Raw genomic sequence first — 14179 nt, 5'->3', positions numbered from 1 at the left:
TCGAGGAAAACCGAGAAGCGGTGTGCCGTTCGGAAATTGCGTGGAAACAAAGGCGGAGCTTTTATTGTCGGCTTGCCTGGCGAATCGCCCCGCCGAACCAAAGGTAAATTTTGATTCAAACTTTGTTGGTAATTTCTCATTAGGAATGGGGCTTCCGGCGGCGCTGTTTCGGCCCTCGGTCTGTTTTGTTTTGCGTACAGGTCAAGATGCGGATTTTTGGCGTCGTCATTTTCGTGCTTGCAGGGCTTTGCCTTGCCGGCTGCTCGTCTACCTCGGGCGTTGATGCCTTGCAGATGCCGTCGAACGAGACGACCAGTTCGGTCGTGCGGCCGAGCGCGCCGGTAACGAAGGCAGTGAAGACCGCCGACGCTGCGATGACGGTGGAGACCGTTTCCATGGCGGGCGCCGCGCGCATCAGGCCGCCGGCGTCCCTGCCTGGCGACCAGAATGCTCGTGTTGACGAGGACAACGCGCGTCCAGGGGGCGAGAACTCGCGTCTTGACGTCGAGAATTCGCGTCCCTTTGGCTTGGCCGAGGAAGAGACGGTGGCATTCCCGGCGCCGGACCTGCCGGATACGGTCGAGCCTCCGGTCGAGGCCGCAGCACTCGTCTCGCCGCCGAAGCGGCTGTCCCGCGCAGCGCCCGCGATGCTGGCTGGCCCTGTTACCCGCTATGCCTTTCGCGATGCCAAACCGATCAATTTCGGGCGCGCCTCGCCCAGGCACCTTGCCGTCCATGGCGTCGACGTGTCGCGCTGGCAGGGCGATATCAACTGGCAAAAGCTGCGCGCCCAGGGCGCCAACTTCGCCTACATCAAGGCGACCGACGGCGGCGACCATCTCGATCCGATGTTCATGAAAAACTGGCGCGGCGCCGATGCCGCCGGGCTGAAGCGCGGCGCCTATCATTTCTTCTACTGGTGCCGCACCGCCGGCGAGCAGGCCGACTGGTTCATCCGCAACGTGCCGCGAGTCCAGGGCGCGCTGCCGCCGGTCATCGATGTCGAGTGGAACGGCGAGTCCTCCTGCAAGCGCCGGCCTTCGCGCCAGAAGGTGCTGGAGAAGATGCAGGTGTTCATGGACAAGCTGGAGCGCCACTACGGCCAGCGGCCCATCATCTACACGTCGCCGGATTTTTATCGCGACAATCTGCGTGGTGCATTTCTCGACTATCCGTTCTGGCTGCGCGCGGTGGCCGCCCATCCGTCAAAGGTCTATCCGGGCCGCAACTGGCTGTTCTGGCAATATTCGGGCTCCGGCCTGTCGCATGGCGTGAGCGGCCGCATCGACCTCAATGTCTTCCACGGCGACGAGCGGCAGTGGCGCAGGTGGCTGGGCGGCGGCGAGGTGGTAGCCGACGCGAATTGAGGCCGTATGCTTCACCCGGCGCGGGGCGGCGATCGACGGTAATTTCAGGATTTCTCTAACCATCGACTCACCGTCTCCCTTAGCGGCGCGGCAACGGCCTTCCGGTAACGTGTTCGTGATCGCGTCTTGGAGGGGTCTATGCGCAAACTGATTGTCACTGCCGCTGTGGTGGCCGCCGTCGGCTACGGATTTTTCAATTCGCACCTGCGCAGCAATACGCCCAACGCCAATGTGGTCGCCTATTCAACCACCGACGAGGCGATGCAGGGCGCTAAGGCCAAGGGCCACTCGACGCTACCCCGCTTCCATGAGTTGATGGCCGCCCGCACGCCTGGCGCCTATACGGTCAAGTTCCCGCTGACCCAGAACGGCGCCACCGAGCATATCTGGATGCAGCTTGTGGCTTTCAGCGACGGCCGCTTCGTCGGATTGCTGGCCGACAAGCCCGTCAACGGCAACCAGTACAAGATGGGCGACCGCATGACGGTTGCCGAGGCCGATGTCGAAGACTGGATGATCCGCAACGGCAGCGACGTCTATGGTGGCTACACGGTACGCCGGGCGCTGGCCGACATGCCGAAGGAACAGGCCGCGAAATACGGGATCACGTTCAAGGATTGAAGGCGGCGCTCCCTTCTCCCCACAAGAGCTGAGGAGAGGCCGTCCATCGCGCTTTCGTCGTCCTCGGGCTTGACCCGAGGACCCATGCCGTGACCATTGCCGTAGGGCGCAGCGTGCAGAATTCTGAAACGCCGCAGCGCCTTGATGTAACGGCATGGATTCTAGGGTCTGCGCTGCGTCGCTTCGCTCCTTGCTCCGCCCTAGAATGACGAAGCCGAAGGGCATCGCCCGTCACGCCTCGTTGATCATCGCCTCGATGTTGTAACCGTCGGGATCAAGCACGAAGCAGGCGTAGTAGTTCTCGGCATAATGCGGACGCGGCCCGGGCGCGCCGTGGTCCGCAGCACCCGCCTCAAGCGCCGCGCGGTAGAACGTATCGACCTCCACCTTGCTCTTCACCCTGAAGGCGACGTGCAGATGGGTGAGCGGCGGCGTCTCGCCCGTGCTCTGGATCTCGAACAGGCAGCCATTGCCGACATCGAAGGCCCAGAACACGCCTTCCTTGCCGAAAGCGAGGCGATACCCCAACGGCGCAAAAGCCTTTTCGTAGAAGAGCTTGCTCTGTTCGAGGTCGCTCACTTCGAGAGTGATGTGATCGATCATGGAAGGCCTTGGACAATCAGGCCAGTGCGGCCGGCCACGATGACGCGGCCGGCTTTGATCTATATTGGCGATGGCTGCATTTGGTTGCAACCAGATACCAGCCATCGGCCTCCAGCTTGCGAATAACTTCGCTGACTGTCAGCCTTGGCGGCATCGGGCCTCAGCTGCATCCGCTCGTCGAACCACACGTGTCGCACTTCTCGCAGGTGCCGTTCCGCACCATGGTGAAGTTGTGGCACTCCGAGCATTCGTTGCCGGTGTAGCCCTGGAGCAGCGACTGCTGGCGACGGGTGGCGGCTAGCTTCTTGGCCTCGGCGGCCTCGTTGGCGGCGGCGTCGGTGAAGAACGCCTCGGCGCCGCCGGCGGCCTCGGCTTCCTCTTCCACCATCTCCTCGGCCAGTTCCCTGGCGCGCTCCTCATAGTCGCGCTTGTAGGCAAGGGCCTCGTCGCTTGCCGGCTTCAATGCCAGCACGTTGGAGCCGGCAAAGGCGGTGGGCGCCGCGCGGGTAGGGGCGGTCGTCGGGGCTGAGCCGCCAAAGCCCTTGGGGTCCGAACCGGCAGCCGACACCAGCTTCACCGGCGAGGCACCGCGATAGAGGCCCTTGGAGAAGGGCGTCGCCTTGCCTTCGGTGATGCCGCGGCCGAGCGCCGTCTTGTCGAAGTCCGACTGGTCGACATGGGCGAGGTCGTGGCGGCCGAGATAGGACACGGCAAGCTCGCGGAACACGTAGTCGAGGATCGACGTCGCGTTCTTGATCGCGTCATTGCCCTGCACCATGCCGGCCGGCTCGAACTTGGTGAAGGTGAAGGCCTCGACATATTCGTCGAGCGGCACGCCATATTGCAGGCCGAGCGAGATGGCGATGGCGAAGTTGTTCATCATGGCGCGGAATGCGGCGCCTTCCTTGTGCATGTCGATGAAGATCTCGCCGAGGCGGCCGTCGTCGAACTCGCCGGTCCTGAGATACACCTTGTGGCCGCCGACGACCGCCTTCTGCGTGTAGCCCTTGCGGCGGTTCGGCAGCTTCTCGCGGTCGCGGTAGAGACGCTCGATGACGCGCTCGACGATCTTTTCCGTCACCTGCACGGCGCGCTGCGCGGCGGGCGCCGCAATCAGCTGCTCGACCGCCTCGTCCTCGTCCTCCTCGCCGTCGGCGAGCAGCGAGGCATTGAGCGGCTGCGACAGCTTCGAGCCGTCGCGATAGAGCGCGTTGGCCTTCAGCGCCAGCTTCCAGGACAGCATGTAGGCGTTCTTGGCGTCCTCGACCGTCGCCTCGTTCGGCATGTTGATGGTCTTGGAGATGGCGCCCGAGATGAAGGGCTGCGCCGCGGCCATCATCAGGATGTGGCTCTGGATCGACAGCGAGCGCTTGCCGATCTTGCCGCAGGGGCTGGCGCAGTCGAACACTGGCAGGTGCTCGGCCTTGAGGAACGGCGCCCCTTCGAGCGTCATCGCACCGCAGACATGGATGTTGGCCGCGTCGATGTCCTTCTTGGAGAAGCCCAGCGCCGGCAGCATCTCGAAGGAAAAGTCGGAAAGCTGCTCGTCGGTGAAGCCGAGCGTCTCTTTCACCCAATCGGCGCCGAGCGTCCACTGGTTGAACACGAACTTGATGTCGAAGGCCGACTTCAGCGCCGCATTCAGCGCCGCGATCTTCTCATCGGTGAAGCCCTTGGCCTTCAGCGAAGACGGGTTGATGCCGGGCGCCTGGTTGAGGTTGCCATGGCCGACGGCATAGGCCTCGATCTCGGCGATCTGGCTTTCGGAATAGCCGAGCGTGCGCAGTGCTTCCGGCACCGCGCGGTTGATGATCTTGAAGTAGCCGCCGCCGGCGAGCTTCTTGAACTTCACCAGCGCGAAGTCGGGTTCGATGCCGGTGGTGTCACAGTCCATGACCAGGCCGATCGTGCCGGTCGGCGCGATGACGGTCGCCTGCGCGTTGCGATAGCCATGCTCCTCGCCGAGCTCGATGGCGCGATCCCAGGCGGCGCGGGCATGCTCGGCCAGCGCCTGCTGCTTCAGGTCGGAGGCGACCAGCGGCACCGGATTGACGGCGAGCTTCTCGTAGCCATCCTTGTCGCCATAGGCGGCACGGCGGTGGTTGCGCATGACGCGCAGCATGTTCTGGGCGTTGCGGTCATAGTCCGGGAAGGCGCCGAGCTCGGAAGCCATTTCGGCCGAGGTCGCATAGGCGGTTCCGGTCATGATGGCGGTGAGCGCGGCGCAGATCGCGCGGCCCTCGTCGGAGTCGTAGGGAATGCCGGACGTCATCAACAGGCCGCCGATGTTGGCGTAGCCGAGGCCGAGCGTGCGGTAGTCGTAGGAGAGCTTGGCGATCTCCTTGGACGGGAACTGCGCCATCATCACGGAGATCTCGAGCACGACGGTCCACAGCCGAACGGTGTGCTCGTAAGCGGCGATGTCGATCGTGCCGTCTTCCTTGCGGTAGGGCAGGAGGTTGATCGAGGCGAGATTGCAGGCCGTGTCGTCGAGGAACATGTATTCCGAGCATGGGTTGGAGGCCCGGATCGCACCGGCGGAGGCGCAGGTGTGCCAGTCGTTCATCGTCGTGTTGAAATGCAGGCCGGGATCGGCGGACGCCCACGCGGCATAACCGATCTTTTCCCACAGATCCCGCGCCTTCAGCGTCTTCAGCACCTTGCCATCCTTGCGGGCGGTGAGCTGCCAGTCGCCGTCGGCCTCGACGGCGCGCAGGAAATTGTCCTTCAGCGACACCGAGTTGTTGGAGTTCTGGCCGGAAACGGTGAGATAGGCGTCAGAGTCCCAGTCGGTGTCGTAGGTCTTGAACGACATCGAGGTGTAGCCCTGGCGGGCGAACTGGATGACGCGATAGATGTAGTTCTCCGGCACGGCGTCCTTCTTGGCCGCCTTGATCTCGCGCTTCAGCGCGGTGTTGAGGGCCGGATCGAAGCAGTCGTCGCCATTGCCTTCGCAATTGACGCAGGCCTTCATGATCGCTTCGAGGTGCTTCTTGACGATCTTCGAGCCGGTCACCAGCGAGGCGACCTTCTGCTCCTCATTGACCTTCCAGTCGATGAAGTCCTCGATGTCGGGATGGTCGGCGTCGACGATGACCATCTTGGCGGCGCGGCGCGTGGTGCCGCCCGACTTGATGGCGCCCGCCGCGCGATCGCCGATCTTGAGGAAGCTCATCAGGCCGGACGAGCGGCCGCCGCCGGACAGCTTCTCGCCTTCGCCGCGCAGCATCGAGAAGTTCGAGCCGGTGCCGGAGCCGTATTTGAACAGGCGCGCCTCACGCACCCACAGGTCCATGATGCCGCCCTCGTTGACGAGGTCGTCCTGAACGCTCTGGATGAAGCAGGCATGCGGCTGCGGATGCTCGTAAGCCGACTTCGACTTGGTCAGCTTGCCGGTGAAGGGGTCGACATAGAAGTGACCCTGGCTCGGCCCGTCGATGCCATAGGCCCAGTGCAGGCCGGTGTTGAACCATTGCGGCGAGTTCGGCGCCACGCGCTGAGTGGCCAGCATATAGGCAAGCTCGTCGCGGAAAGCGCGGGCATCTTCTTCGGACTTGAAGTAGCCGCCCTTCCAGCCCCAATAGGTCCAGGTGCCGGACAGCCGGTCGAAGACCTGGCGAGCATCGGTTTCCGAACCATAGCGCTCGGCCTCGGGGAGCTTGGCGAGTTCGGCCTCGTCGGCAACCGAACGCCACAGGAAGGAGGGGACGTCGTTCTCCTCGACCTTCTTCAGGCGCGCCGGGACGCCGGCCTTGCGGAAATATTTTTGGGCCAGGATGTCGGCCGCGACCTGACTGAACTGCGCCGGCACATCGATGTTATCGAGGCGAAACACCACCGAGCCGTCGGGATTCTTGATCTCCGACAGGGCCTTGCGGAATTCGATCTCCGCGTAAGCTGCCCCTTCTTGACCTGCTTGGTCTGGCTTGGTGAAGCGACGCTCGATGCGCATTGGTCCGGTCCCTTTTGTCTACATATAGCGCTTTTCCCCAGGGATTGCTGCCCCGCCAGGCGAAAAGCACGGTCCGCCGTTTGCCGGCATCGCAGGCGACGCCGGCATTCTCCTCGTCGCGGGCAGCACCGTGCAGACAAGCAAACGCCCTTCCAGGCGCTCACCCAGGCTGCAGGCCGACCCGCGGGTCCCTCAAAACTGAAACTTTGTCGATTCCCTCGGAAGAGGGAGGTTCACACTATCTAGGGTCGAGCCTGCCTGCAAACACTAAATATAGTGTTAACAGATCATTTTTTCCAGCCCGACAATTCTCCCTTTCGCCCACCCAAGCCCCATCATTCCCAACGCTTCCGCCGGCCTCGTGAACGGGCGGAAATGTGGGCAAAACGCACAAAATCCGGGAAAAAAGACCGGCCTCTGAACTCTCCGGTCACGCCCGCAACAGGAGCGCATGGCCTATAAAAAGCGACTCGTTCTGACCCGTCAAGGATTCGTTTTTATAGGTTTTGCGACCCCAACATGTTGTGTGTCACATATGTGGATAACGGGGACAGAAAGGCGCTTCGAAAAGCGTTTATTTGACGGTCCTTGCGGACGGTCGCCGGGTTGCCCGGAGCCGGGCCCGGCGAGCGGCTTTTCATTTTAGCTGGCTTGCACTATCTGTTGCCCTGCGCGGGGGCGTGTCTTGTCAAGCCTGGAAGCATTCGCTACGCCCCGCTCATGACAGTTACAGTTCGTTTCGCCCCGTCGCCGACCGGCCGCATCCACATCGGCAATGCCCGCACCGCGCTGTTCAACTGGCTCTTCGCTATGAACAACAAGGGCCGCTTCATCCAGCGCTTCGACGATACAGACGTTGCCCGTTCGACGCAGGAATTCGCCGATTCAATTCTCTATGACCTGCATTGGCTCGGCATTTTTCCCGACGTTACCGAATATCAGTCGCGTCGCTTTGAAGTCTATGACGCCGCGGTGGAGCGGCTGAAGGCGGCGCGCGTGCTTTATGCCTGCTACGAAACGCCGGAGGAGCTCGACCTGCGCCGCAAGGTGCGCCGCACGCGCGGCCTGCCGCCGGTCTATGGCCGCGAGGCATTGACGCTGACGCCGGAGCAGGTGGCCGAATACGAATCCGACGGGCGCCGGCCGCACTGGCGCTTTCTTCTGCCGAACTTCACCGGCGACCCGCTGCAGCCGGAACGGACCGAGGTGCACTGGAACGACCTTGTGCGCGGCGAGGAGACCGTCGATCTCGCCTCACTGTCGGACCCAGTCCTGGTGCGTGAGGACGGCACTTATCTCTACACACTGCCTTCGGTGGTCGACGACATCGAGATGGGCGTCACCCATGTCATACGCGGCGACGACCACGTCACCAACACCGGCGTGCAGATCGCCTTGTTCCAGGCGCTGGGCGCTGAGCCGCCGGTGTTCGGTCATCACAATCTCTTGACCACCGTGTCGGGTGAGGGGCTGTCGAAGCGCACCGGCGCGCTGTCGATAGAAAGCCTGCGCGAGGACGGCATCGAGCCGATGGCTGTCGCCTCGCTGGCCGTGCTCGTTGGCACATCGGAAAATGTCACGGCAGCGCACGATCTCAACGAGCTCGCCAGCCATTTCGACCCGGCCGCGACATCCAAGTCTGCCGCCAAGTTCGATCCCGACGAGCTTTTCGTGCTCAATCGCACGCTGATGCACCAAATGCCGTTCGAGGAGGCGCGCGACCGGCTGATTGTGCTTGGCATTTCCGGCGACAGGGCCGAGCCCTTCTGGCTCGCGGTGCGCGGCAACATCGACCGTTTGTCCGACGCTGTCGCCTGGTGGCGAATCCTGAGCGACGGGCCGCAGGAGCCGGCAGAATTTTCCGGCGAGGACCGTGACTTCCTCCACCAGGCGTTCGACCTGTTGCCGGAAGAGCCTTGGAACGGCACGGTCTGGAAGGATTGGACCGGCAAGATCAGGGAAGCGACGGGCCGCAAGGGCAAGCCGCTGTTCATGCCGCTGCGGCTCGCCCTTACCGGGCGGTCTTCCGGGCCGGAGCTTGCAGATCTATTGCCGCTGATGGGTCGGGAAGGAACGCTGGCCCGACGACCCTGACCTTGCGCTGTTCCGGCGGCAGGGCCGAAACCGGTGACGCCGGCACCTTGGCGGTCAGCTGCTTGATAGCCGCGCGGTCGAGCCCGCCTGCAGCGTTGGCGAGCGTTTCGGGATCGGCGCCAGCATCGAGCTTGGCCGCCGGCGCCGGCACGAGGATCGTCGCCCCGCTGTCCGGCTGCGGCTGCTCCGGATTGGGCGGATTACCGCCTATGATCAAGAAGTTTTCGGCCTGGGCGTTGCAGCCGCATTGCGGCGGCCGCGAGTAGTTTGCCTGCTTGTAGAGATAGGCCGTCGGCAGCTCGCTGTAGGGACGGCCGGTCGCCGAGGACGTCATGTTGCCGGCGTCATCGTCCATGCCGCGCGTGTAGAAGACCTGCATCTCGGTGCCGGGGCAGCTCGATTCGCAATTCTTCTGATCGCGCTCGAAATCGCCAAGAGAGGCGGCGTTCGACATCGGGAAGAAATAGCCGTCGCAGGTGCGCACGCAGACGGTGCGGAACTCGCCGTTCATTCTCGGCAGGTCCATGCCGTCGGGTTGGTTGATCACCCGGCGGATGTTGCGCCGGCTGGGATCGTCTGGCGGAAGCGCTTCAGGCGTGTGGAGCGTAGCGATCTCCTCGTCGCCACGGCCGAAGAGCTGCTCGAACAGATTGCCGCCACCATTGTTGCGGGCGGCCTCCTGGATCGGGGCGCGAGGCGGCTCGACTTCATCATCGCGGCAGCCATTGGCGTCGAGCGCCGCAAGAATGCGGCTGCGGTCGCGCCGCGTGCCGCCGCCGGCCAGCCGCTGGCGCTTGGCCTGCAAGATGTCGAGATTGGTGTTCATGCGCTCTATCGAGGCATTGATCGCCGCGCATTGGCCGGCAATGCGCGAAAACAGCGCGAAGCCGCAATTGGCATCACCGGCGCGGCCGCGCGCCTTGGCCAGCTGCTCGCGCTGGCGGGCGATCGCGTCGTCATATTTGCGGATCAGTCCCGGACCGCCGCCACCGCCGCGCGTGGCTGCAAGCTCCGCTTCGAGCTGGCGGCAGGTGCGAGAAGCGGCCTGCGGCTCGGTCACAGCGACAGCCGACGCCGCCAACGCTGCAAGCAGCGCAGCAAGGTGCGTCAGCTTCAACCCCTTCATTCGCCTGGAATCCCGATTGCCGGTGGAAGGCTACCGCGTTCGTGGTTAACTGTTCCCTAGCTTACTAGCCAAACACAATTCCGCTGGCGCGAGCTCGCACAACCCAGAGCTCACCCTGAACTCAGATCGGGGCGAGCGCCTGCGCCTTGTGCGCCGCCTCGACCACCGCCAGTGCCGTCATGTTGACCACGCCGCGCGACGTCACAGAAGGGGTCAGGATGTGCGCGGGCTTGTCGGTGCCGAGCAGGATCGGCCCGACATGCAGCGCGTCCATCATGGCACGCAGCGCCGTCAGCGTGATGTTGGCCGAATCGAGGTTCGGGAACACCAGCAGATTGGCTTCCCCTTTCAGCCGCGAATGCGGGTAGACGCGCTGGCGCAGATGCTCGGAAAGAGCCGAGTCGGCATGCATCTCGCCATCGCACTGCAGCTCCGGCGCGATGCGGGCGAGGATGGCAGCGGCCTCGCGCATCTTGAGCGCGCCGGGCGAATCGCGCGAGCCGAAATCCGAATGCGACAGCAATGCTGCCTTCGGCTCGATGCCGAAGCGCTGGATTTCTTCCGCCGCCAGCACCGTCATCTCGGCGATCTCCTCCGCCGTCGGATCGACGGAGACATGGGTGTCGGTGAGGAAGATGATGCCGCGCTGCGAGATCAGCATCGACAGCGTCGAGAGATCGCGGTCCTTGATGCCGGGACGCGGCCCGATGATCAGCGTGACATTGCGCAGATGTCGCTCGAAGCGGCCTTCGAGCCCGCAAATCATCGCATCCGCATCGCCGCGCTTCAACGCAAGGGCGGCGATCACCGTGTTGTTGGTGCGCACCATGGTGCGGGCGGCTTCCGTCGTTATACCGCGGCGGCCGGCGAGTTCGATCAGCAGATCGACATAGTGCCGGTAGCGCGGATCGTCCTCCGGATTGATCAGGCCGAAATCGACGCCCGGCCGGATGCGCAGGCCGTAACGCTTCAGCCTGACTTCCACGACATGCGGACGGCCGATCAGTGTCGGCTCGGCGATGCCTTCCTCCAGGACTACCTGTGCCGCCCGCAGCACGCGCTCGTCCTCGCCGTCGGCGTAGATGACGCGCTTGGCGCTGGCGGCCTTGGCCGAGGAGAACACCGGTTTCATCACCAGGCCAGAGCGGAAGACGAAGCGGTTGAGCTTGTCGACATAGGCCGCGAAATCGGAGATCGGCCGCGTCGCCACGCCGGTGTCGCAGGCGGCTCTCGCCACCGCCGGCGCGATGCGCAGGATGAGCCGCGGATCGAAGGGCGAGGGGATCAGGAAGTCCGGGCCGAAGACCGGCGTCTCGCCGGAATAGGCGCGGGCGGCGACGTCCGATGGCTCCTCGCGGGCCAGCGCCGCGATCGCTCTGACCGCGGCCATCTTCATCTCCTCGTTGATGGCGCTCGCCCCGCAATCCAGCGCGCCGCGGAAAATGTAAGGAAAGCAGAGCACGTTATTGACTTGATTGGGAAAATCGGAGCGCCCGGTGCAGATCATGGCGTCGGGCCGTGCCGCGCGCGCCACCTCAGGCATGATCTCCGGCGTCGGGTTGGCGAGCGCCAGGATCAGCGGCTTCGGCGCCATGTGCTGCAGGAGTTCTGGCTTCAGCACGCCTGCGGCGGACAGGCCGAGAAAGACGTCGGCGCCGGGGATGACATCGGTCAGCGTGCGCGCCTGGGTGTCCTTCACATAAGGGTCTTTCCAGCGGTCCATCTCCTCGACCCGGCCTTTGTAGGCGACGCCGAAACGATCGGTGACCCAGATATTTTCGACCTTGGCCCCGAGCGAGACCAAAAGGTTGAGGCAGGCGAGCGCCGCAGCGCCCGCGCCGGACGTGACGATCTTGATGTCGGAGATCGATTTGCCGGCGAATTCCAGCCCGTTGAGCACCGCGGCGGCGACGATGATTGCCGTGCCATGCTGGTCGTCATGGAAAACCGGAATGCCCATGCGGGCCTTCAGCCGTTCCTCGACCTCGAAGCATTCAGGCGCCTTGATGTCCTCGAGATTGATGCCGCCGAAGGTCGGCTCGAGCGCGGCCACCGTCTCGACCATGCGCTCGATCTCGGGAGCATCGATCTCGATGTCGAAGACGTCGATGCCGGCGAATTTCTTGAACAGCACCGCCTTGCCTTCCATCACCGGCTTGGAGGCGAGCGGGCCGATATTGCCCAGCCCAAGCACCGCCGAGCCGTTGGAGACAACGCCGACGAGGTTGGCGCGCGCCGTGTAGTCGGCGGCGGCCGCCGGATCGTCCCGGATCTCGAGACAAGGAGCGGCAACGCCCGGCGAATAGGCAAGCGCGAGATCCCGCTGGTTGCCCAGCGGCTTGGTCGCCTGGATCTCGAGCTTTCCCGGGGTGGGGTGCTTGTGAAAGAAGAGCGCGGCCTCATCGAGGTCCGATCGGGCCGTTTTCTTGCTCTCGCCGTCCATTCGCGGCCCTCCTGCGCTTCTTGCTTTCGAGCCTTTTAGCATGCAGCGGCGATTCTTCGCGACGCCAAATGTCGGCCCTGGCATTCACGATGCCGAGGCGAAGATAATCAATCCATTTCAGCCTGTTGGCTCGGAAACTTGCGGCGGATTGACGAAGCTCGTCAGAACGCACTGACGTAGAGGCCGCCGTCGACCGGGATGTTCTGTCCAGTGAGATAGCCGGCATGAACCGAGCACAGGAAGGCGCAGATCTGGCCGAACTCTTCCGGCGTGCCGAGGCGCTTTGCCGGTACGTCGGCGCTGATGCGGGCCTTGCGCGCGGCGGCCGCTGCGGGGTCTTCCGGCGTGCCGGCTTCGTGCGGGCCTCGCAACCGGTCGGTGTCGAGCTTGCCGGGCAATAGGCTGTTGATGGTGACGTTTCGGTCGATCACCGTGCGGGCCACGCCGGCAAGGAACGAGGTCAGGCCGGCGCGGGCGCCCGACGACAGGTCGAGGCCCGGGATCGGCACATAGACCGACAGCGATGTGATGTTGACGATGCGGCCGAAGCCGCGCTTGGCCATACCGTCGATGACCGCCTGGATCAGCTCGATCGGCGTCACCATGTTCTGCGTCACGCCTTCGAGGATTTTCGCGCGGTCGAGCTCGCGGAAATCGCGAAGCGGCGGGCCGCCATTGTTGTTGACCAGGATGTCGGGGGCGGGGCAGGCGGCAAGCAATGCCTTCTGCACTTCCGGCTTCGAGACGTCGCCCGCGATCTCGATCACCTCGACACCGAATTTTTCGCGGATTTCCTGCGCCGTCTTCGCCAACAGCTCGGCGTTGCGGCCGTTGACGACAAGGTCGACGCCGGCTTCGGCCAGCGCAATCGCGCAGCCGCGCCCCAGTCCCTTGCTCGAGGCGCAGACGATGGCCTTCTTGCCGCGAATGCCGAGATCCATGCTGATTTCTCCTTTTTCGAGGGCGGCAAGCTAGCGCCTAGGCTGGACCAACCGCAACCGTCATACGGTTGTTGCATGAATCGAGGCATAGCACGCCAAAGAAAGGTGGAAATCGCGATGTCCGGTCCAGAGCCCCGCACTTTTCGCACCATGTTCATTTCCGACGTGCATCTCGGCTCGAAAGCGGCCAAGGCCGATTTCCTGATCGATTTCCTGCGCCACCATGACGCCGATACCATCTACCTGGTCGGCGACATCGTTGACGGCTGGCGCCTGCGGCGCAGCTGGCATTGGCCGCAGAGCCATAACGACGTGGTGCAGAAGTTGCTGCGCAAGGCGCGCAAGGGCGCCTCGATCACCTACATCGCCGGCAACCACGACGAATTCGCCCGCCAGTTCCAGGGGGTGCATTTCGGCGGCATCGTCGTTGCCGACCGCGCCATTCATGAGACCGCCGACGGCAGGCGGCTTCTCGTCATCCATGGCGACCAGTTCGACACTGTGGTGCACAATCAGCGCTGGCTCGCTTACCTCGGCGACTACGCCTATGACACGGCAATGCTGGTCAATCGCCTCGTGACGAGACTGCGCCACCTGCTCGGCCTGCCTTACTGGTCGTTCTCTTCCTGGGCGAAGGTCAAGGTGAAGAAGGCGGTGAACTTCATCGGATCGTTCCAGACGGTGCTCTCCGAGGAAGCGCGGCGCTCGCATGTCGACGGCGTGATCTGCGGCCACATCCATCACGCCGCGATCGAAAGCTATGGCGACGTGCAATACATCAACACCGGGGACTGGGTGGAAAGCTGCACCGCGGTGGCCGAGCATTTCGACGGCCGCATGGAGATCCTGACCTGGGCGCATGTGCTGCCCGAAGTTCCGGCCGGCAAGGACGCGCCGGTGCTCGATCTCATCGATCTCAAGGGCAGGGCGGTCAAGGCTGCCTGAGCGCCTTTCCGGCTCCGAGGTTCCTTGTCTTTCAACAGCTTTGGCCAGATCGACTGGTCCAGGCGGTTCCGCCGCGCCTTGCCGCGT

9 protein-coding genes are annotated in these 14179 nt (G+C 63.9%); 4 read left to right on the top strand and 5 right to left on the bottom strand.

All coding sequences use genetic code 11. The features are described from left to right. Positions 1-206 precede the first annotated feature (206 nt). Together CK222_RS14725 and CK222_RS14720 are read left to right on the top strand one after the other, a co-directional pair. Positions 207-1367: a GH25 family lysozyme gene (locus CK222_RS14725; RefSeq protein WP_095800823.1), complete on the top strand. Its 1161-nt coding sequence runs from the start codon at positions 207-209 to the stop codon at positions 1365-1367. Between the two features lie 138 nt (positions 1368-1505). Beyond that, the gene (locus CK222_RS14720; RefSeq protein ID WP_095800822.1) at positions 1506-1988 is read left to right on the top strand and encodes a DUF2314 domain-containing protein; all 483 of its coding nucleotides are present in this window, start codon (positions 1506-1508) and stop codon (positions 1986-1988) included. A 231-nt stretch (positions 1989-2219) separates the two neighbouring features. On the opposite strand, the gene CK222_RS14715 is transcribed toward CK222_RS14720, so the two are convergent. Further along, the gene (locus CK222_RS14715) at positions 2220-2591 is read right to left on the bottom strand and encodes a VOC family protein (RefSeq protein WP_095800821.1); all 372 of its coding nucleotides are present in this window, start codon (positions 2589-2591) and stop codon (positions 2220-2222) included. Between the two features lie 160 nt (positions 2592-2751). Next, positions 2752-6543 (bottom strand): vitamin B12-dependent ribonucleotide reductase, encoded by a 3792-nt coding sequence (locus CK222_RS14710; RefSeq protein WP_095800820.1) that lies wholly within the window; start codon positions 6541-6543, stop codon positions 2752-2754. Between the two features lie 720 nt (positions 6544-7263). On the opposite strand from CK222_RS14710, the gene gltX reads away from it, so the two are divergent. Then, entirely contained in the window at positions 7264-8637 is a 1374-nt protein-coding gene (gene gltX, locus CK222_RS14705) for a glutamate--tRNA ligase (RefSeq protein ID WP_095800819.1), read from the top strand. On the opposite strand, the gene CK222_RS14700 is transcribed toward gltX, so the two are convergent. The 3 genes from CK222_RS14700 to CK222_RS14690 all read right to left on the bottom strand — a co-directional run bounded on the left by CK222_RS14700 (position 8555) and on the right by CK222_RS14690 (position 13147). Next, complete coding sequence (locus tag CK222_RS14700; protein ID WP_095800818.1) at positions 8555-9763, bottom strand: DUF2865 domain-containing protein; 1209 nt, start codon at positions 9761-9763, stop codon at positions 8555-8557. The two genes, gltX and CK222_RS14700, sit on opposite strands and share 83 nt — an antisense overlap. Positions 9764-9884: 121 nt before the next feature. Further along, positions 9885-12206 carry an NADP-dependent malic enzyme gene (locus CK222_RS14695; protein WP_095800817.1) on the bottom strand — a complete coding sequence of 774 codons (2322 nt, stop codon included), beginning with the start codon at positions 12204-12206 and terminating at the stop codon, positions 9885-9887. A gap of 161 nt (positions 12207-12367) precedes the next feature. After that, a complete protein-coding gene (locus tag CK222_RS14690) occupies positions 12368-13147 on the bottom strand; it encodes an SDR family oxidoreductase (protein ID WP_067328390.1) in 780 nt (259 codons plus the stop codon). Between the two features lie 117 nt (positions 13148-13264). Here CK222_RS14690 and CK222_RS14685 point away from each other — a divergent pair, with 117 nt between their 5' ends. Continuing rightward, the gene (locus tag CK222_RS14685; protein WP_095800884.1) at positions 13265-14092 is read left to right on the top strand and encodes a UDP-2,3-diacylglucosamine diphosphatase; all 828 of its coding nucleotides are present in this window, start codon (positions 13265-13267) and stop codon (positions 14090-14092) included. The last annotated feature ends 87 nt before the right edge of the window (positions 14093-14179 follow it).

Origin of the sequence: Mesorhizobium sp. WSM3866, assembly GCF_002294795.1 — a bacterium.
GTDB lineage: Bacteria > Pseudomonadota > Alphaproteobacteria > Rhizobiales > Rhizobiaceae > Mesorhizobium.
Note: the sequence above shows the minus strand (reverse complement) of the source record. Positions and strands in the feature narration are given on the sequence as shown.